Annotated in this window: 17 protein-coding genes and 1 pseudogene; 3 read left to right on the forward strand and 15 right to left on the reverse strand. The window is 70.7% G+C overall.

What is annotated here, in order from left to right; all coding sequences use genetic code 11:
* The 15 genes and pseudogenes from ACIOMQ_RS22880 to ACIOMQ_RS22950 form a co-directional block, all read right to left on the reverse strand.
* The coding region (locus tag ACIOMQ_RS22880; protein WP_358859844.1) for a flavodoxin-dependent (E)-4-hydroxy-3-methylbut-2-enyl-diphosphate synthase at window positions 1–176 on the reverse strand (176 nt) is incomplete at its 3' end.
* A gap of 4 nt (window positions 177–180) precedes the next feature.
* Window positions 181–1,200 carry an adenosyl-hopene transferase HpnH gene (gene hpnH, locus ACIOMQ_RS22885; RefSeq protein ID WP_362196081.1) on the reverse strand — a complete coding sequence of 340 codons (1,020 nt, stop codon included), beginning with the start codon at window positions 1,198–1,200 and terminating at the stop codon, window positions 181–183.
* A gap of 5 nt (window positions 1,201–1,205) precedes the next feature.
* Window positions 1,206–1,865, reverse strand: a complete 660-nt coding sequence (locus ACIOMQ_RS22890; protein ID WP_401265480.1) for a 1-hydroxy-2-methyl-2-butenyl 4-diphosphate reductase — start codon at window positions 1,863–1,865, stop codon at window positions 1,206–1,208.
* Window positions 1,865–3,832 (reverse strand): annotated as a pseudogene (gene shc, locus ACIOMQ_RS22895) (squalene--hopene cyclase). The gene ACIOMQ_RS22890 and the pseudogene shc overlap by 1 nt, the downstream one beginning before the upstream one ends.
* A gap of 140 nt (window positions 3,833–3,972) precedes the next feature.
* Window positions 3,973–5,076, reverse strand: a complete 1,104-nt coding sequence (locus ACIOMQ_RS22900) for a polyprenyl synthetase family protein (RefSeq protein ID WP_362196090.1) — start codon at window positions 5,074–5,076, stop codon at window positions 3,973–3,975.
* Window positions 5,073–6,461, reverse strand: coding sequence for a hydroxysqualene dehydroxylase HpnE (hpnE, locus tag ACIOMQ_RS22905; RefSeq protein ID WP_362196093.1), 1,389 nt, complete (start codon window positions 6,459–6,461; stop codon window positions 5,073–5,075). The genes ACIOMQ_RS22900 and hpnE overlap by 4 nt, the downstream gene beginning before the upstream one ends.
* A 118-nt stretch (window positions 6,462–6,579) precedes the next feature.
* Window positions 6,580–7,500: a presqualene diphosphate synthase HpnD gene (gene hpnD / locus ACIOMQ_RS22910; protein ID WP_362196096.1), complete on the reverse strand. Its 921-nt coding sequence runs from the start codon at window positions 7,498–7,500 to the stop codon at window positions 6,580–6,582.
* Between the two features lie 29 nt (window positions 7,501–7,529).
* Window positions 7,530–8,450: a squalene synthase HpnC gene (hpnC, locus tag ACIOMQ_RS22915; protein WP_362196099.1), complete on the reverse strand. Its 921-nt coding sequence runs from the start codon at window positions 8,448–8,450 to the stop codon at window positions 7,530–7,532.
* A 446-nt stretch (window positions 8,451–8,896) separates the two neighbouring features.
* Window positions 8,897–9,682 (reverse strand): ABC transporter ATP-binding protein, encoded by a 786-nt coding sequence (locus ACIOMQ_RS22920; RefSeq protein WP_362196103.1) that lies wholly within the window; start codon window positions 9,680–9,682, stop codon window positions 8,897–8,899.
* Entirely contained in the window at window positions 9,675–10,604 is a 930-nt protein-coding gene (locus ACIOMQ_RS22925) for an ABC transporter permease (protein ID WP_362196106.1), read from the reverse strand. The genes ACIOMQ_RS22920 and ACIOMQ_RS22925 overlap by 8 nt, the downstream gene beginning before the upstream one ends.
* 107 nt (window positions 10,605–10,711) lie before the next feature.
* Window positions 10,712–11,584, reverse strand: coding sequence for a glycosyltransferase (locus ACIOMQ_RS22930; protein ID WP_362197099.1), 873 nt, complete (start codon window positions 11,582–11,584; stop codon window positions 10,712–10,714).
* Between the two features lie 8 nt (window positions 11,585–11,592).
* A complete protein-coding gene (locus tag ACIOMQ_RS22935; RefSeq protein WP_362196109.1) occupies window positions 11,593–12,372 on the reverse strand; it encodes a CDP-alcohol phosphatidyltransferase family protein in 780 nt (259 codons plus the stop codon).
* Window positions 12,350–13,411: an iron-containing alcohol dehydrogenase family protein gene (locus ACIOMQ_RS22940; RefSeq protein ID WP_401756401.1), complete on the reverse strand. Its 1,062-nt coding sequence runs from the start codon at window positions 13,409–13,411 to the stop codon at window positions 12,350–12,352. Before ACIOMQ_RS22940 ends, ACIOMQ_RS22935 begins: the two co-directional genes overlap by 23 nt.
* Window positions 13,399–14,136: a phosphocholine cytidylyltransferase family protein gene (locus ACIOMQ_RS22945; protein WP_362196115.1), complete on the reverse strand. Its 738-nt coding sequence runs from the start codon at window positions 14,134–14,136 to the stop codon at window positions 13,399–13,401. The genes ACIOMQ_RS22940 and ACIOMQ_RS22945 overlap by 13 nt, the downstream gene beginning before the upstream one ends.
* Window positions 14,133–15,962 (reverse strand): DUF5941 domain-containing protein, encoded by a 1,830-nt coding sequence (locus ACIOMQ_RS22950; RefSeq protein ID WP_402190345.1) that lies wholly within the window; start codon window positions 15,960–15,962, stop codon window positions 14,133–14,135. The genes ACIOMQ_RS22945 and ACIOMQ_RS22950 overlap by 4 nt, the downstream gene beginning before the upstream one ends.
* A gap of 260 nt (window positions 15,963–16,222) precedes the next feature.
* Here ACIOMQ_RS22950 and galE point away from each other — a divergent pair, with 260 nt between their 5' ends.
* The 3 genes from galE (at window position 16,223) to ACIOMQ_RS22965 (ending at window position 19,786) form a co-directional block, all read left to right on the forward strand.
* Entirely contained in the window at window positions 16,223–17,203 is a 981-nt protein-coding gene (gene galE / locus ACIOMQ_RS22955; RefSeq protein ID WP_362196118.1) for a UDP-glucose 4-epimerase GalE, read from the forward strand.
* A 166-nt stretch (window positions 17,204–17,369) separates the two neighbouring features.
* Entirely contained in the window at window positions 17,370–18,311 is a 942-nt protein-coding gene (locus ACIOMQ_RS22960) for a cation diffusion facilitator family transporter (protein WP_362196121.1), read from the forward strand.
* A gap of 206 nt (window positions 18,312–18,517) precedes the next feature.
* Window positions 18,518–19,786 (forward strand): bifunctional class I SAM-dependent methyltransferase/N-acetyltransferase, encoded by a 1,269-nt coding sequence (locus ACIOMQ_RS22965; RefSeq protein WP_402190094.1) that lies wholly within the window; start codon window positions 18,518–18,520, stop codon window positions 19,784–19,786.
* Window positions 19,787–19,888 lie beyond the last annotated feature (102 nt).

Consider the following 19,888-nt stretch of genomic DNA (forward strand, 5'->3'; position numbering starts at 1 on the left):
TGCAACGTCGCACCGACGTCCGACGTCCGCGTCGTCGTCATCGACTGCACCGACACCGGCGCATCCCCGCCCACCGCAACCGACCCGACCTGGATGCGCCGCGAGTGGCGGCGCATCGCGAGCGGCCGGGCCGGCAGCTCGGGGAGACCCAGTGCGACCGGTTCTCCAGCGGTCATGACGTCACCGGTTCCCGGAGACGGTCTCGCGTGCGGCGCGCAGGGATTCCTTCAGCGATCCCATGGTGGCGAGGACGGCGGTGGGCTCGTAGCCGCAGTGCGCCATGCAGTTGGCGCAGCGCGGGTCCTTGCCGCGGCCGTACTTGTCCCAGTCGGTCTCCTCGATGAGTTCGCGGTACGTGGGGACGTACCCGTCGCTCATCAGGTAGCAGGGCCGCTGCCAGCCGAAGAGCGAGTAGTTCGGGATCGCCCACGCGGTGCACGGGAAGTCCGCCTTGCCCTCCAGGAAGTCCAGGAACAGCGGTGAGTGGTTCAGCCGCCAGCGGGCCCGGTTGCCGCCGGCGAACGACTTCTTGAAGAGTTCCCGGGTCTGCTCGACGCCGAGGAAGTGCTCCTGGTCGGGTGCCTTCTCGTACGCGTAGGCGGGCGAGATCATCATCTCGTCGACCTTCAGCTCGTCATTGAGGTAGTTGAGGACCTCGATGACGGTCTGCGGGGTGTCGGTGTTGAAGAAGGTGGAGTTGGTGGTGACCCGGAAGCCGCGCCGCCTGGCCTCCTTGATCGCAGCCACCGCCTCGTCGAACACGCCTTCCTTGGCGACCGACTCGTCGTGTCGTTCCCGCAGCCCGTCGATGTGCACGGCGAAGGCGAAGAACGGCGAGGGCGTGAATTTCTCGATCTTCTTCCGCAGCAGCATCGCGTTGGTGCACAGGAAGACATATTTCTTCCGCGCCACCAGCTGACGGACGATTTCATCGATCTGCGGATGCATCAGCGGCTCTCCGCCCGCGATGGAGACCATCGGGGCACCCGATTCGAGCACGGCGCCCACGGCCTGGGCGACCGGCATGCGCTGCTTGAGCACTCCCGCCGGATGCTGGATCTTCCCGCAGCCCTCGCAGGCGAGATTGCAGGCGAACAGAGGCTCCAATTCCACAATGAGCGGGAATTTGTCCCGCCTGCGGAGCTTCTGTTCGATGAGATACGTCGCAACCTTGATGGACTGACGGAGCGGCATGGCCATCTGGCTCACCTCCTGGGGAGCAGCAAAGATCGGTGCCATTCATAGAAAGCCGGCAGGACGGCACGGAGAACACGGAAAGCCGATATTCCACCGCGTATCGTGCCGATGCGGACGAGCTCATGCTCCGGAGCGTCCACGACCACCCGTACGGCCGCAACCGGGCGGGGCCCGGACCGCAGGGCGGCGCGGAGAGTGGCGGCGGACTCCATGTCCACCGCGACCGCTCCGGTGGCCCGCAGTTCGGCCCGCTCATGTCCGCGTACGACGTGGGCGGAGCCGGTCAGCGGACCGGTGTGGACGGTGCGGCCGGGCACCGTCCGGGCAAGGGCCTCGGCGAGCAGGGCCGTACCGGTGCAGGCCGTCGAGTCCCCGGCTCCCCGGGTCTCGTCGGCGACCACCAGGTCCCCTGGGTGCATACCGGGTGACAGCCCGGCACAGAAACCGGAGGCGAGGACCGCCGTCCCGGGTGCCCGGTCCTGACCGAGCACCCGGGACACGGCCGCCTCGGCGGCCTTGGGGCCCATGCCCGTACGCAGTACGGTCACCGGGCCCGGAGCCTCACCGGCCCGGCCTCTGCCGCTGCGCAGGGCGAACTGCTCGATGCCGAGCGCACAGGCGATCAGCAGCGGCGCTGCGGGGCCGGCCGGCCCCGGACCGTCGCCCATCAGGCCCCCTTGCGGGTGACCAGGCGGTCGGCAAAAGGTTCGCCGTACACGTACCGCCCGAGTGCGGTGAGCGGGAAGACCTGCCGGTAGAGGTGGTAGTTGATGGAGAAGTCCCAGGGGAAGCCGGTGCCGGTGAAGTACGGCTCGTCCCAGGAGCCGTCGGCCTGCTGGGTGTCGGTGAGCCAGGACACTCCCCGCCGCACGGCCCTGCTGTCCCGCCGCCCCGCGGCGAGCAGTGCGAGCAGCGCCCATGCGGTCTGGGAGGCGGTCGACGCCCCGTGCCCGATCCACTTGTCCTCGTGGTACGAGCGCAGGTCCTCGCCCCAGCCGCCGTCGTCGTTCTGCACGGACTCGAGCCAGCCGACGGCCCGGCGGATCGCCGGATGGGTGACGGGCAGTCCGGCCGCCACCAGCGCGGGCACCACCGACCCCGTGCCGTATACGTAGTTGACGCCCCAGCGGCCGAACCAGCCGCCGTTCGGGTCCTGTTCGGCGAGCAGCCACTCGATTCCGCGCCGGGTCGCCGGGTGCGCGGAACGCCCCTCGACGGCGAGCATCTCCACCACGTGGCCGGTGACATCGGCGGACGGTGGGTCGATGACCTCGCCGAAGTCGCAGAAGGGCAGCCGGTTGGGGAACCCGCTGGTGTTGTCCGCGTCGAACGCACCCCAGGCCCCGTTGCGGGACTGCATACCGAGGTTCCAGCGCACTCCGCGCCTGATGGCGGCCTCGACCCGTGCCGTGTCCGGGTGGCGGACCCGGCGCAGCGCCAGGACCACCTCCGCGGTGTCGTCGATGTCGGGGTAGTTGTCGTTGTGGAACTCGAACGCCCAGCCGCCCGGGTCGAGTCGGGGGCGGCGTACGGACCAGTCGCCGGGCCGGACGATCTCCTCGGCGAGCATCCAGTCCGCGGCCTTCACGAGTGCCGGATGGTCGGGGCTGACCCCGGCGTCGGCGAGGGCGATGGTGGCGAGGCAGGTGTCCCAGACCGGGGACTGGCAGGCCTCGATCATCCGGGCGCCGTCCTCGCGCCAGACGGCGAACCGGTCGAGCGATTCGAGTCCGGCCCGCATCACCGGGTGGTCCAGGTCGTAGCCGAGCAGGTGCAGGGCGATGACGGAGTACACGGCGGGCGGCTGGATGCCGCCCCAGCAGCCGTCGTTCTCCTGGCGTTCGATGATCCAGCGGGCGGCCGCGTTCATCGCGGTCCGGCGCAGCCTGCGCGGTGCGATCCGGTGGTAGAGGTGCAGCGCCTTGTCCAGGCGCTGGAAGACTCCGTCCCAGCTCGCCGCCGGGGCGGCACGCCGGGGCGGGTTCGGACGCAGTGGGTCCGTGTGCAGCTCGTCGAGTGCGAAGGGGGCCGGGCGTACCGGCCGCTTCGCCGAGACGATGGTGAGCGGCACGATGGTCTGGCGGGCCCAGCAGCCGAAGTCGTAGATGTTGAGGGGGGCCCATTTGGGGAAGAACATCAGCTCGGGCGGGAGTTCGGGCAGGTCCTCCCACTTCCACCAGCCGAAGAGGGCCAGCCAGATCCGGGTGAAGACACGGCTCGCCGCGATTCCGCCCTGCTCCCTGATCCATCCCGCGGCCCGGGCCATGTGCGGTTCGTCCGGCCGGTCTCCGGCCAGTCGCAGTGCAACGTACGCCTCGATGGTGGTGGAGAGCTCGCCGGCGCCGCCGTGGAAGGTGGCCCAGGTACCGTCCCCGAGCTGTTCGCCGCGGATGAAGCGGCCGGCCGCGCGGACGACGGTCTGGTCCTGAATACCGAGGAACTGCCGGAGCATCAGGTCTTCGGCGTCCATGGTGACGTTGGTGGCGAGGTCCCCCTTCCACCAGCCCTGCTCGTCCTGCCTGCCGAGGAGATGCTCCACCGAGCGTTCCGCGGCCCGCCGCGCGGCGGCCAGTACGTCGTCCGCGGCGATGGTTGTGTCGGTCGGATTGCTGGCCGAGGCTGCGCGGGGTTACACCCCCCGGGTGCTCCCGTGGGTGGTCGCGGTATTGGATGCCCGTGTTTGCTTTTGGTCCCTCTGGTGGGCTGGGGTCTCCGGGGGCGGGGGCCCGGGGGGGCCCCGGCCGGCGACTGCGAGTCATATGGAGCAGATGGTGATCATCTCTTTCGTACGACGACGAAGTCGGCGAGCGCTGTGAGCTGCGCACGCACGGTGTGCGGCATGTCGACGCGGTGCAGTGCCTCGATGGCGACCGCATGCTGTCGACGGGCCTCCTGAGCGGTCCATTCGCGGCCGCCCGCCTCCTCGATGAGCGCCGCACGGGCGGCGAACTCCTCTTCGGAGAAGCTGTCGAAATCACTGCTCTTGGCGTCGGCGGCGAGGAGTTCACCGAGGCGCTCCGAGGCCGGTCCGCCCGCGGCGAGCGCAGCGACGACCGGCAGGGACTTCTTGCGCTGGCGCAGATCGCTCCAGGTCTGCTTGCCGGTGGACTCGGGGTCGCCCCAGATGCCGAGCAGATCGTCGACGGCCTGGAAGGCGAGGCCGAGGTGGTAGCCGTACGCCTCCAGGGTGTCGGCGGTCCGGTCGTCGGCACCGCCGAGGACCGCGCCGATGGAGCAGGCGCAGGCGAGCAGGGCGCCGGTCTTGTTGCCCTCCATCTCCAGGCACTCCTCGACGGTGACCCGCTCGCGGTGCTCGTAGGAGATGTCCTGGGCCTGCCCGTCGATGAGCTTGCGGGTGGCGACGGTCAGCCGGCGCGCCGCGCGGCCCGCCTCGACCGTGCCGAGCTCCAGCAGGATCTCGTTGGCGAGCGCGAAGAGCGCGTCGCCGACGAGGATCGCCTGGGCGGGGCCGTGCACCTTCCAGACGGTGTCGCGGTGGCGGCGCTGTTCGTCGCCGTCCATCAGGTCGTCGTGCAGCAACGAGAAGTTGTGCACGAGCTCGACGGCCACGGCGCCGGGGACGCCCGCCTCGGCGGCGGCGCCGGCCGCCTCCGCGGACAGCAGGGCGAGCGCCGGGCGGACGGCCTTGCCGCCGTCGCCGTCGGAGGGCCGTCCCTGGGCGTCGATCCAGCCGAAGTGATAGGCGGCGACGGTGTCCATGGGCGGTGCGAGCCGGTCAACGGCGGCCCGGAGCACCGGCGTGGAAAGGGCCCGTCCGCGCTCCAGAAGCGCGGTGACGTCCGTGGTGTCGGCCACGGTGTCGAAAGCCGGATTCGCCGGGGTCACTGACTCTCCTCTTGTTCCGGTGGTACTGCTCATGCCGCCTCCTGCAGCGGATGTTCATGGGAGCGGCCGAGCGCCCGGAGCGCGGCGTCCGCCGCGCTGAACCCGCTGCGGACGGCACCCTCCATCGTCGCGGGCCAGCCGGTGGCCGTCCAAGCCCCGGCCAGGCTGAGGCCGGGGGCCCGGGTGCGGGCTCCGGGCCGCAGTCGGCCGACGCCGGGGGCGGGGGCGAAGGTCGCCGTGCGCTCCCGGGTGACGAAGAAGTCTCTGATCCCGGCCCCGCGGGCAGCCGGAAGGAGCCGCTCCAGCTCGGGCAGGTAGCGCTTGCGCAGCTCGGCGACGGGGAGGTCGATCTCCTCGTCCGCGGCGGACTGGGACACGGCGAGGTACTGCCCGGGGCCGGTGAGGCCGGAGGAGTGCGTGCGGTCGAAGACCCACTGGACCGGGGAGCCGAGCGCGGCGAAGAAGGGGCGGCGCAGCACCTTGCGGTCGTAGACGACGTGCACGTTGAGGATCGGCGAGGTGCCGATGTCGAGCAGCCGCTCCGGCGCGTCGAGCGCGCCCGCGGGCAGCAGGTCGTGGGTCTCGCGCTGCGGAACGGCCAGGACGACCGTGTCCGCCTCGATCCGTTCGCCGCCGGTGTCGACGATCCAGCGGCCGTCCTCCGTACGGGTGACGGAGGACGCCTTGGTGCGCAGCTCGGTGCGCACCCCGGCGGCGTCGAGTGCCTTGCGGGCCAGCGTGTCGTGGACGTCGCCGAGCGGCACGCTCGCCCAGCCGATGTCGGCGGCGCCGGGCTCGGAGAGGAGTCCGGTCTTGAAGACCTTCGCGGCGAGGGCCAGCGAGGAGTTCGGCGCGGTGGCGTTGAGCGTGGCGACGCCGACCAGGTCCCAGAGGGCCTCGATGGTGCGCGGCGACTGGCCGTGCCGGGCGAGCCAGCTGCCGAAGTCGATGGCGTCGAGTGCGGGGTCGTCCGGGTCCAGGCGGCCCAGCGCCAGTGCGGCGCGTCCGACGCTCGCCCGCTCGGTGAGCGAGAGATGCGGATAGCCGGCGAGTCCGGCGGCGAGGTGGAAGGGCACCGGCAGTGCGTTGCGGCGCAACCGTCCCAGCCGGGGGCCCGAGAGGCGCCCGACGTCGAGAACGGGCACGTCCAAACGGTTTTGCAGGGGCGCCAGGCGCGTCCCGTCCACACGGTCGAGGAACCAGCGGTAGGCGGTGCAGCAACGCAGGTAGACATGCTGTCCGTTGTCGACCGTCAGTTCGCCGCGCCGGAAGGAGAAGGCGAGTCCGCCGAGCCTGGGGCGCCCTTCGAGCAGGGTCACGTCAAGCCCGGCATCGGCGAGTCGCAGAGCCGCCGTGGTTCCGGCGAGGCCGCCGCCGATCACGACCGCACGGGAGGTACCCAGGGCGTCGTGTGTCATGCGTCCTCCTTTCGCCGGGCCACTTCAGTCAGGGACGCGTCAGTACACCAGAGGGTTGACCTCCGGTGGAAACGTGTTTCCGTGCAGCACATGGTGCGCGAGATGTCCGTGCGGCGCATCAGACACGCCCCCTGGCCGTCCGCCGGGAGACGTATCGCGCGTCGAGGCCCGAGAGTCCGCGCACCGCGACATACGCCTTCTCGTGCCCCGGCAGCGACACCCGGCCGCGCAGCACCGCCTCGGGGTCGCGCTCGATCCGGTCGAGCAGCCGGCGGTAGATGCCCGCCATGGCCGCGACACACGCGCCGCTGCGCCGGTCCAGCATCGGCAGCAGCCGGTATCCCTCGGCGAACAGGGTGCGGGCGCGCCGTACCTCGAAGTGGACCAGGCCCGCGAAATCGGCGCCGGGCGGCGGGGTGGCCCGGTGGAAGCCGGCCGAGCAGCCGAACTTGGCGAGGTCGTCGGCGGGCAGATAGGTGCGCCCGTTGCCGGCGTCCTCGCGGACGTCGCGCAGGATGTTCGTCAGCTGGAGCGCGAGGCCGAGCGTGTCGGCGTACTCCGCGGCCCGGTCGGCGCCCGGAGCGCCCGGTTCCGTGCCGAAGACGCCCAGGCTGAGGCGGCCGATGGCGCCCGCGACACAGCGGCAGTACGCCTTGAGGTCGTCCCAGGTCTCGTACGTCGCACCGCGCACGTCCATCAGCACGCCGTCGATGAGTTCGTCGAGCCCACCGAGCGGGAGCGGGAATCTGCGTGCGGCGTCGGCGAGTGCGACGGCCACCGGGTCGGTGTCGTCCTCGTCGATCGCGCCGTCGCGGATCCGGTCCAGCAGTGTGCGGGTGCTCTCCAGCCGGGTCCGCTTGGTCTCCGGTGCCAGCTCGCCGTCACCGATGTCGTCGACACGACGGGAGAAGGCATACAGCGCCGACATGGCCTGTCGCTTCTCGGCCGGCAGCAGCCTGATGCCGTACGCGAAGTTACGCGCCTGCTGTCCGGTGACCGCCTCGCAGTAACTGTATGCGGCCTGTACCGGTGCCGACATGTACGTCGTCTGTCCCTCCACGGTCCGGATCACCCCTCTCTACGCGCTCTTCGCAAGACAACTCCCACCTCGCGCAGCAGGCTGGGCTTGGTGGGCTTGGGCGGGCCGGGCAGTACGTCGAACCCGGCGGCCGCGATCGCGGTGAGGGCGGCGCGCCCCCCTCCCACGAATCCGGCGAGAAGCAGCTTGAGCCTGCCGTGGACGCTACCCACCAGGGGGGTGCCTTCATTCAGCAGTTCCCGAGCGCGTTCCGCTTCGTACGCAACCAGTGAACGCACCGATGCGCCCCCCGAGGGGGCGGCCAGGTCGGTTTCGCGGACATGGAACCGGGCCATGTCGTCCGCGGGCAGGTAGATCCGGTCGCGGCCCAGGTCCTCGGTGACGTCCTGGAGGTGCTCGACGATCTGCAGGGCCGTACAGACGGCGTCGGAGCGGCGGATCCGTTCGGGGCTGGCGGTTCCGGTGATCTGAAGGACCAGCCGGCCCACGGGATTGGCGGAGAGCTCGCAGTAGGCGGCGAGTTCCTCGTACGTCCCGTAGCGGCGGACCTTCTGGTCCTGCCGGTTCGCCTCGATGAGGCCGAGGAAGGGCTCGGGGGTGAGCGCGCAGCGCCGCACGGTGGGGCGCAGCGCGCGCAGCAGGGGGTGGTGCGGGCCCTCGCCCGCACTGTCGAAGACCCGGTGCAGATCGGCCTCGAAGGCATCGAGCATGGCGAGACGGTCGTCGCTCTGCCCGGGTTCGAGGCCGAGGTGCCGGGCGTCCGCGCCGCCGGGGGCGAGATCGCCGTCGCCGATGTCGTCGACGAGACGGGCGTAGCCGTAGACGGCCATCAGGTCGTCGCGCCAGGCGCGCGGCAGGAAGAAAGGAGCCACCGGGAAATTCTCGTCAGCGGCCTTGTCGAGGGTGCTGGGCACGGCGGCATCGGGATGCGCCTGCCGGGTGGGCGTCACCACTGACCGCCCGGCGCTGGGACGGCGTGAGCACCTCGGAGCTGGAGATCTTCCGTCATAGCCGTCACATCTCCCGTTCTACACTGCTGACCCAAAACATCCCATTCCGGACACGCCGCCCGCTCTACCGAGTGCGGAGCACGCCTCCGGGCCGTGTGGCCAGGCGGTATCGCCCCACTTGCAACGAATCAGCACCGGTACAGCTTACGTTGTACAACGCTCATCGATACGCCGGGGTGTTACGCGCAGCGGAACAACGCGTCCTGCCCCGCCAACCTTCCCCGTGCGCAAGGGAATTGACGTCATCCGACGGGAGGAGATCTTGTCCGGGACGTACCGCCGGGCGTGCAGACCGCCGCACGGGGTCCGTGATCCGGACACCGAGGCGGCCTCCGCCGGAGTGTTCCGGCGGAGGCCGCCTCGGTGCCACGGGACCGGAATACCTGCTATTTTCCGGTCTCGCGCTCGTACGCCTTGAGGACCTCGTCCGTCGGACCGTCCATCAGCAGCTCGCCCTTTTCCAGCCACAGCACCCGGTCGCAGGTGTCCTTGATGGACTTGTTGCTGTGGCTGACCAGGAAGACGGTGCCCGCCTCCTTGCGGAGCTCCCTGATGCGCTTCTCGGAGCGGATCTGGAACTTGCGGTCGCCGGTGGCCAGCGCCTCGTCGATCATGAGGACGTCGTGGTTCTTCGCGGCGGCGATGGAGAAGCGCAGCCGGGCGGCCATACCGGAGGAGTACGTCCGCATCGGCAGGGTGATGAAGTCGCCCTTCTCGTTGATGCCGGAGAAGTCCACGATCCCCTGGTAGCGCTCGCGGATCTCCTCGCGCGACATGCCCATCGCGAGGCCGCCGAGCACGACGTTGCGCTCGCCGGTCAGATCGCTCATCAGCGCCGCGTTCACCCCGAGCAGCGACGGCTGGCCGTCCGTGTACACCTTGCCGTGCTCGGTCGGCAACAGACCGGCGATGGCCCGCAGCAGGGTCGACTTGCCGGAGCCGTTGGTCCCGATGAGACCGATCGCCTCGCCGCGGTAGGCGGTGAAGGAGACACCGCGGACGGCGTGCACCTTCCGCACTCCGCTCGACTCGCCCTTGCCGCGGCGCAGTATCCGGCTCAGCGCCGCGGTGGCGCTGCCCCTGCCGCCCCCGCCGCCATTGACCCGGTACACGATGTGCACGTCGTCGGCGATGACGGTGGGGACGCGCCCCGAAGTGTTGTCGTCAGCCACGGCCGTACCGTTCCTCTGCCTTCCAGAAGTACACGAAGCCCACCACGCCCATGAGGACCGCCCAGGCGAACGCAACGACCCAGACGTGGGCCGGAAGGTTCTCCGAGCCGTAGCCATCGATCAGGGCGAAGCGGATCAGGTCCATGTAGATGGCCGCCGGGTTGTACTGCAGCACATCGGCGATCCAGCCCGGCTTGTCCTTGAGCATCACCGGAATGGAGAACATGACGCCCGACGCGTACATCCAGGTCCGCATCACGAACGGCATCAGCTGGGCGAGATCGGGGGTCTTGCTGCCGAGCCGGGCCATGATCAGCGCCAGACCGGTGTTGAAGAAGAACTGCATGGCCAGCGCGGGAACGATCAGCAGCCAGGAGAGCCCCGGGTAGCTGCCGAAGGCGATGGCCACGACCGCGAGCACGATCATGGAGTACAGCAGCTGCTGGAGCTGTTGCAGTGAGAACGAGACGGGCAGCGAGGCGCGCGGGAAGTGCAGCGCCCGGACCAGCCCCAGGTTCCCGGAGATGGCCCGCACACCCGCCATCACCGAGCTCTGGGTGAAGGTGAAGACGAAGACACCGGTCACCAGGAACGGGATGAAGACCTCCAGGGTCATTCCCTTCCGGGTCCCCAGGATCAGCCCGAAGATCAGGTAGTAGACCAGGGCGTTGAGCAGCGGAGTGGCCACCTGCCACAGCTGGCCGAGCTTCGCCTGGCTGTACTGGGCGGTCAGCTTCGCCCTGGAGAACGCCAGGATGAAGTGGCGGCGGCCCCAGAGCTGCCGGATGTACTCGAAGAGCCCTGGCCGGGCGCCGCTCACCGTCAGGCCGTACTTGGCGGCCGTCTCGGCCGCGCTCAGGCCGTCGTCGGCGGATGGTGGGGTGCTCAGTGCGACCGCACCATCATGGGTTGTGTCACTCACCAGATGAAACTCTCGTATTCAAGATGCGCAGCCAGTCGCGGGCGCGGCTCGGAGCGGACAGGTCCCGTGAAGAAGAAGTACGTCTCATGCTCTCAGAGGAGAGCCTCTCAGATCACGGGAGGTCGGCCCAGTCTGGTCAGCCGCCAGACCGTGCGCCACTTCATCGGACGGCGGGTGCCGCAGGGCGTGGACCAGCCTTCCCGGAAGCCGCCGAACCATGCCTTCAGGGCCGGGCCGGAGGGCTTGCGCAGCAGGGTCAGCAGCAGCCACACGCCGAGGTAGACGGGGACCAGCGGCGCGGGCAGATTGCGCCGGGCCAGCCAGACCCGGTTGCGGGCCACCATGCGGTGGTACACCGCGTGCCGGGACGGGGCGGTGGTCGGGTGGTTGAGGACCATGTCCGCGCGGTAGTCGATCATCCAGCCGGCGTCCAGCGCCCGCCAGGCGAGGTCGGTCTCCTCGTGCGCGTAGAAGAACTGGCCCGGCAGCGGCCCGACATCGGCGATGACCTTGGTGCGTACGGCGTTGGCGCCGCCGAGGAAGGTCGTCACCCGCGAGGAGCGCATCGGGTCGGAGGCCCGCAGCCGCGGCACGTGGCGGCGCTGGGTGGCGCCCGTGTCGGGGTCGGCGATGCGGAAGCTGATGATGCCCAGCCCGGGGTCGGCCTCGAACGCCTGACGGCAGAGCTCGGCGGTGTCGGTGAGCGGCAGCAGTCCGTCGTCGTCGAGGAAGAGCAGGGCGTCCACATCGGCGCCGGACGGGCCGAAGGCCTCGATCCCGACGTTGCGGCCGCCGGGGATGCCCAGGTTCTCGGGCAGCTCGACAGTGCGTACGCCGGCGGGGACGCCCGGTACGGGGGCGCCGTTGCCGACGACCACCACCTCGATCCGGTCGCCGTCCTGGCCGGCGACCGAGTCGAGGAGGGCGCGCAGCTCCTCGGGACGGTTCCCCATCGTGATGACGACCGCGCCGAGTTTCATGGGTGTGCTCACTTCAGCCTGCTCGACGCCAGGATCGACACGAGGTGCAGGAGGGTCTGGACGATGGCGATGCCGGCCAGGACCGCGACCATGAGACGGCTGAAGAACAGATCGTCCCTGACCGCGTCGAGTACCGCGGCCGCCAGCACGACCAGCGACGCCTCGACACCGAGGATCAGCCGGTGGAACTTGAGCGCGGCGGCGGCCCGGCGCGCGAGCGCCATGCCGGACGAGCGCGGCTCTGAGGCGGCTTCCTTGACCGGGGGCAGCCCGCCCTGGTGGCGGGCGACGCCGACAAGGTCGGTCTCGGCCTTGATCAGGATGGCGCCGAGGGCCGCGAGCGTGCCCAGGAAGGCCCAGAGCCAGTCGATCCGTCCGGAGCCCCACAGGTCGGCGGCGCGCAGGCCGAAGCCGACCAGCACGGCCGCGTCGCACAGATACGCGCCGACCCGGTCCAGGTAGACCCCGCCCAGCGAGAACTGCTTCTTCCAGCGGGCGACCTCGCCGTCCACACAGTCGAGCAGGAGGTAGAGCTGGACCATGAGAACCCCGAGCAGCGCTCCGGGAATGCCCGGGACGAGCAGGGCCGGCGCGGAGAGCACGCCCGCGACGGTCATCAGATAGGTCAGCTGGTTCGGCGTGACCCTGGTGTTCACCAGGTGCCGGTCGATGCGGAGCGAGAGCTCGCGCATGTAGAGCCGACCCGCCCAGTGCTCACCACTGCGCCGGTCCTTCACACCCGGAGGGTGCACGACCGGACGGAGTTCAGCTATGGATGGCTTTTGCATAGTCGGCGTACGCGTCCCTGATCTGGTCGGTGGACAGGTTGAGGTGTTCCAGGATCGTGAAGCGTCCCGGACGGGTCTGCGGGGCGTAGTCGACGGCCTGGACGAACTCGTCGACGGTGAAGCCGATCTCTTCGGGCAGGACGGGCAGACCGTGGCGGCGCAGAGTGACCGCCATGAGCAGCGACTCCTCGCGCGCACCGCGCAGATGCATGGCGAAGCAGGCGCCGAGGCCGACCTGCTCGCCGTGGCTCGCGGCACGCTTGGGGTACAGCAGGTCGAAGGCGTGGTTGATCTCGTGGCAGGCGCCGGAGGCCGGCCGGGAGTCCCCGGCGACCGACATGGAGATGCCGGTCAGCACGAGGCCCTCGGCCAGCACCTTCAGGAAGGCGTCGTCGCCGATCCCGCCAGGGTGGCGCAGCACGGCCTCGCCCGCCTGCCGGGCCATGGCCGCGGCGAGTCCGTCGATCTCCTCGCCCCGCACCTCGTGGGCGAGTTCCCAGTCGGCCACGCAGGAGATGTTGGAGACCGCGTCGCCGATGCCGGAGCGCACGAAGCGGGCCGGCGCCTCACGGACGATGTCGAGGTCGATGACGACGGCGATCGGGGTGGGCACCCCGTAGGAGCCCCGGCCGTTGTCGTTGTCCAGTGTTGCGACGGGCGAGCAGAGACCGTCGTGCGCGAGGTTCGTCGCCACCGCGACCATGGGCAGGCCGACGCGGGCCGCGGCGTACTTCGCCACGTCGACGATCTTGCCGCCGCCGAGGCCGACCACGGCGTCGTACCGGTTGCCCTTGATGTCGTCGGCCAGCTTGACGGCCGAGTCGAGGGTGCCGTCGGTGACCGGGTACCAGTGGGCGCCGGGCAGCGCGGGGGCCAGCCGTTCGCGCAGGGCGCGCCCCGAACCTTCGCTGATCGCGACGGCGAGCTTGCCGGAGGCGGAGATCCGCTGGTCGGCGAGGAGGCCGGCCAGATCGTCCAGGGCGCCGCGGCTGATGTCGACGACGACCGGGGACGGAATGAGCCGGGTCAGTACTGGCACGCGATCTCACGGCCCTTCGCGAGGTCGTCGTGGTTGTCGATCTCGACCCACGTCACTTCGCCGATGGGGGCCACGTCGACGGTGAAGCCCCGGTTCACGAGCTCCTGGTAGCCGTCCTCGTAGTAGAGGTCGGGGTCGCGCTCGAAGGTCGTCCTCAACGCGTCGGCGAGCTCTGCGGCGGCCTCCGGCTCGATGAGGGTGACGCCGATGTACTCACCGGTCGCGGTGGCCGGGTCCATCAGCTTGGTGATGCGCCGCACACCCTTGTCGCCCTCGGTGACGACCTTCATCTCCTCGTCGGCGAGGTGCTTCACCGTGTCGAGGGCGAGGATGATCTTCCGGCCGTTGCCGCGGGCGGCGAGGAGCGTCTTCTCGACGGATACCGGGTGGACGGTGTCGCCGTTGGCCAGGATGACGCCGCGCGTCAGGACGTCACGGGCGCACCACAGGGAGTAGGCGTTGTTCCACTCCTCGGCCTTGTCGTTGTCGATCAGGGTGAGGGTGACGCCGTACTTCGCCTCCAGCTCGGCCTTGCGGTCGTACACGGCTTCCTTCCGGTAGCCGACGACGACGGCGACCTCGGTGAGGCCGATCTCCGCGAAGTTGGCCAGCGTGAGGTCCAGAACCGTCTTCTCGCCGTCGACGGGCACGAGGGCCTTCGGGAGGGTGTCGGTGTAGGGGCGCAGACGCCGTCCGGCACCGGCTGCCAGTACGAGGCCGATCATGCGGGTTCTCCTTCGTCGTGAACGGCGGGTGCTCCGGAGGACACCCAGAAGCGGATGGACTCCACGAGCACCACCAGGGCCACGGCCACCGCGAGAGCGGTGAGGGCCACGGTGAACGCCGGGTGCTGAGTGAGTACGGCGGCGAGTACGGCCACCACCAGGGTGCGGCCCTCGTGTCCGCCGATCGCGCGTACCAGCCACTGGGGCGGCGCGCCGGTGCCGCCGCGGATGCGGTACACGGTGTCGTAGTGATGGTAGGCGACGGCCGAGACCAGCCCGAAGGCTGCGGGAAGGGCACCCTGGACATCGCTGCGGGCGGCGAGAACGAGGATGGTGCAGTACTCCGCCGCCCTGAATATCGGGGGTACGAGCCAGTCCAGCGCGCCCTTGAGGGGGCGGGCCACGGCTGTGCCCGAGCAGATCGCGTAGAAGACCGCTGCGAAGATCATCTGCTTGCTGCCGAACGGCTGCTGGAGAGCGGCGGCGATCAGCGCCCCCGCACCGACGAAGGCGATCACCGGGGCGCTCCAGGCACCCGGGATCCGAGGGCCGCGTGCCGCCACGATCTGGGCGACGGGACCGGAGTCGGCCAGGTCGGCGAGCGCCCGGGCGGCGCGGTCGGTGCGCTCCGCCTTGCGGGTCAGCGAGCGCAGCAGGCGCCCCGCGGTGGTGTAGCAGGCGGCGAAGGCGCAGCCGATGAGCAGCGCGTAGAAGACGATCCGGGGTGTGGTCACCGCGGTCAGTACCGCGATCATCGCCCAGCGCTCGCCGATCGGCAGCACTATCATCCGGCGCAGCCAGACCGTCCAGCCGACGCTGTCGAGCCGGTCGGAAAGGGCCGCCGTGGGGCTCGAATTGGCCACCGCGTCGTGGTTCGCCTCGTTGAACGAGAAGTCGATGACATGGCGGCAGGCCTGGAGCACCATCGCCCCGAGGGCCAGTGCCCACACGTCGTCGCCACCGCGGGCGGCGCCGAGTGCGAGGCCCGCGTAGTACGCGTACTCCTTGGCCCGGTCGAAGGTGGCGTCCAGCCAGGCGCCCATCGTCGAGTACTGCAGCGAGTAACGGGCGAGCTGTCCGTCGGTGCAGTCCAGGACGAAGGAGAAGAGCAGCAGCAGTCCGGCGGCGATGTAGCCCCCGCGGGTGCCGGTCGCCGCGCTGCCCGCCGCGATCAGCGCGGTGAGCAGGGATGCGGTGGTGACCTGGTTCGGGGTGAGGCCGCGGCGGGCGCACCAGCGCGCGAGGTAGCGGGAGTACGGGCTGATGAAGAACGTGGTGAAGAAGCCGTCGTGGGCCTTCACGGCGCTGCGCAGCCGTACCGCCTCGTCGTCGACCTCGGCGAGGGCGCCCTCCGCTGCCGCGCGCGAGGAATCGTCGAGCGCTACGGCGGCGACCAGCGAGCCGAGCTCGGGGCGCTGGACCGGGGTGCCTTCGGCGTCCATGGTGACGGCGAGGCGGCCCGGCACGGTGCGGTCGGTGACCGTCGCCGTGGTACCCGGGCCGGTGGGTACGCTCGCGCCGACCGTCGCGGCGGCGGTGGTCATGGCGCGGACGAGCGCGGGGCGCGCCTCGGGCTGCGCGGTGAGCGCGCCGGGCACGGTGGCGGCGGGGAAGCGCGGGTCGGTCAGTCCGAGCCGGAGGGCATGGACATGGCCGACCAAACGGGGGTCGACCAGTGCGACGCGGCGATCGGCGGGGACGGCCGAGAGCAGCCGTGCGGCCTCGGTCACATCGGCGGCGACCTGTACGTCGAAGCCGAGCGACCGCAGATCGTCCGCGAGCGACGAACCGGGTACCGGTGCACCGGTGAGGATGGCGGTCGACAGACGAACTCACTCCTTGGTACAGGCGGGGTCGGCGCGGCAGTGCGGCCCGGAAGCGGGCCGGCGACACGTCGGCAGAGGCTATCGGATGAACGGAAGCGGGAGTTCACTGCCCGTTTGTGCTCCGTTCGGGGCGGACCGGCATGATGCGACGCGGTCCGCGATCATCATCGTCGATCCCCGCCTCACCTGACAAAACGCGATGGCCTGCACCCGAGGGCTGTCCCGTAATCCCTGGTGGGACAGCCCTTAGGCTGATCCGCATGACATGGCTGATCACAGGCGGAGCGGGATATATCGGTGCACACGTGGTGCGGTCCATGGTGGACGCCGGCGAGCGGGTGGCCGTCCTCGACGACCTCTCGACCGGCGTCGTCGAGCGGCTTCCGGCGGGCGTACCGCTGATCCGGGGCTCGGTGGCCGACCGCGCGCTGCTCGACCGGGCACTGGCCGAGCACGCCGTGACCGGTGTGGTGCATCTCGCAGGGAGGAAGCAGGTCGGCGAGTCCGTCGAGAAGCCGCTGCTGTACTACCGGGAGAACGTGGCCGGGCTGACCGTCCTCCTGGAGGCCGTGGTCGCCGCGGGGGTGCAGCGCTTCCTGTTCTCGTCCTCGGCGGCGGTGTACGGCGTACCGGATGTGGAGCTGATCACCGAGGACACTCCCTGTGCTCCGATCAATCCGTACGGTGAGACGAAACTCGCCGGGGAGTGGCTGGTCCGGGCGACGGGGCGGGCGCACTCCCTGTCCACGGCCTGCCTGCGCTACTTCAACGTGGCCGGAGCGGCCGCACCGGAGCTGTCCGACACCGGTGTCTTCAATGTGATCCCGATGTTCTTCGACCGGCTCACCCACGGCGGGGCCCCCCAGATCTTCGGCGCCGACTACCCCACACCCGACGGCACCTGCATCCGCGACTACGTCCACGTCGCCGACCTCGCCGACGCGCATCTCGCCGTCGCCCGGCGGCTGGCCGGGCAGGGCACCGGCGACCTCACGGTGAACATCGGCCGCGGCGAGGGCGTCTCGGTGCGCGAGCTCGCCGATCTGGTGGGCGAGGTCAGCGGCCGGCCCGAGAAGCCGGAGGTCCACGCACGCCGCCCCGGCGACGCGGCGAAGGCCGTCGCATCCGCCGTCCGGGTGTACGGGGAACTGGGCTGGACGGCCCGGCGCGGGGTGCGCGAGATGGTCGAGTCGGCCTGGGAAGGCTGGTGCCTGCACCACCCCGAGGCGCGCGGAGACTGAGCCGCCGACGATCGCTCCACAGCCCTGACCTGCGGCCATTTCCGCAGGTCAGGGCATATGACAACGGTGTTCAGTACCGTGTTGCCCGATACCCCCCACCCGTAGTTGACTGGCAGTGCTCGGGCCGATCGCGTCCGAGTCCGCGAGACGACCGGGAGGCGTCCCCATGGGGGCAGGGCACGACCACGGGCACACACACGGCGGGCCGCCGCCCACCGGCACGGCAGCCGCCGCGTACAAGGGACGGCTGCGGATCGCGCTGTGCATCACGCTCACCGTGACGGTCATGGAGATCGTCGGCGGACTGCTCTCCGGCTCCCTCGCCCTCATCGCCGACGCGGCCCACATGGCGACCGACGCCCTGGGCCTGGGCATGGCGCTGCTGGCGATCCACTTCGCCAACCGGCCGGCCGGGCTCAACCGCACCTTCGGCTTCGCCCGCGCCGAGATCCTCGCCGCCCTGGCCAACTGCCTGATGCTGCTCGGCGTGGGCGGCTATCTGCTCTTCGAGGCGATCCAGCGCTTCATCACTCCGGCCGAGACGAGGGGCGGGCTGACGATCGCCTTCGCCCTGGTCGGTCTGGTCGCCAACATGGTCTCCCTGTCACTGCTGCTCCGCGGGCAGAAGGACAGCCTCAATGTGCGCGGCGCCTATCTGGAGGTGCTCGCCGACACACTCGGTTCCTTCGCCGTGCTGATCTCGGCGGGGATCATCCTGGCCACCGGGTGGCAGGCCGCCGACCCGATCGCCTCGCTGGTGATCGGCCTGATGATCGTCCCCCGCACGGTGAAGCTGCTCCGGGAGACGCTCAATGTGCTGCTGGAGGCGGCGCCCAAGGGGGTCGACATGGGTGAGGTGCGGGCCCACATCACCGCCCTGCCCGGGGTGCTGGACGTCCATGACCTGCACGCCTGGACGATCACGTCGGGGATGCCGGTGCTCTCCGCCCACGTGGTGGTGCGCCAGGACATGCTGGACTCGATCGGTCACGAGAAGCTGCTCCACGAACTGCAGGGCTGCCTGGGCGTCCACTTCGATGTGGAGCACTGCACCTTCCAGTTGGAGCCGAGCGGCCACGCCGAGCACGAGGCCAGGCTCTGCCACTGAACTGCCGTTCAGCAGCCGTGTAGGGTGTCCGGCGAGGCGTGGAAGCCTCCCCGTGTCGAGAGAGGAGCCGAGGTTGATGGCCGTCGCGACGGCGCCCGCCCGGCGCAGCATCCGGTCCGTCCTCATCTCCCGGGCCCTCGGCTAGCACCCCGGCTCATACCGGGTCGGCATGTTGGCCGGAGCCCTCGTACACAAGGGTTTTCCCGTTGACCGACAACGATCACGCCATCCGTTCCGAGGCGTTCTTCTCCCTGCACCACCGCCTGCCCCGGCAGAGTCCCGGCTCCGATGCCACCACCCGCCAGCTGCTGGGGCTCGCCGGCCCGCTGCCGTGCCGTCCGCGTGTCCTGGATCTGGGCTGCGGGCCCGGCCGCGCCGCGCTGCTGCTCGCCGCCGAGGCCGGCGCCGAGGTGACCGCAGTCGATCTCCACGAGCCGTTCCTCGGCGAACTGCGCGAGGCGGCCGACGCTCGCGGGCTCGGCGACCGCGTCCGTACGGTCCGGGCCGACATGGCCGAGCTCTCCGGTGCCGACTTCCCGGACGGGTCGTTCGACCTCGTCTGGGCCGAGGGTTCCGCGTACATCATCGGTTTCGACACGGCCCTGCGTGACTGGAAGCGGCTGCTCGCCCCGGGCGGCTCCCTCGTCGTCAGCGAGTGCGTCTGGACGACAGACGCGCCGACGGCCGAGGCCCGCGCCTTCTGGGAGCGGGAGGCTTCGCTGCGCCCCGTGGCGGCGAACACGGCGGCGGCCGTGGCGGCCGGATACCACGTCCTCGGGGTGCGGGTGCAGCCCGACAGCGACTGGGACGAGTACTACGTCCCGCTCGCCGAACGCGTGGCGGCCGCCGACGCGACGGCTCCCGGCATGGCGTGGGCACTCGCGGCGACCCGCGAGGAGCTGGCCGTGCGGCGCGAACACGGTGCGGAGTACGGCTACGCCGGCTACGTGCTGCGTCCCGCGGACCCCCGCTGGACGACCCGGCCGGAGACGGCGGCGGACGGGGCGCCCGTGCACGCGGTCAACGCCGCCGCGTTCCCGACACCGGACGAAGCCGCTCTCGTCGACGCACTGCGGACCGATCCGGCGGCCTGGCTGCCCGGCCTCGGTCATGTCGCGCTGGACGGCCCGGACGGCGGCGTCGCGGCGTACGCGCTGCTGACCCGGTGCCGGGTCGGGGACGCGCCGGCGCTCGCGCTGGCCCCGGTGGCGACGGTCCCGGAGCATCAGGGGCAGGGCGCCGGACAGGCCGTGGTGCGGGCCGTGCTCGACGCGGCCCGGCTGCGGGGCGAGTCACTCGTCCTGGTGCTCGGCCGTCCCGGGTACTACGCGAGGTTCGGCTTCGTGCCGGCGTCCCGCCACGGCATCCGGCCGGGCTTCGACGTCCCGGACGAAGCGATGATGGCCCTGGTGCTCGACGACTCCGTGCCGGTCCCGCACGGGACGATCCGGTACCCGGCGGCCTTCGGCGTCTGACGTGCCGTCCGGCCCCACCGCGCCGCGGGGCACGGCGGGGCGCGGCGGGGCCGGACATGCAGGACCCGAAGTGCGGACAAGCGGCTTTTGTACGGCAGACTT

Origin of the sequence: Streptomyces sp. NPDC087845 (assembly GCF_044742755.1) — a bacterium.
GTDB lineage: Bacteria > Actinomycetota > Actinomycetes > Streptomycetales > Streptomycetaceae > Streptomyces.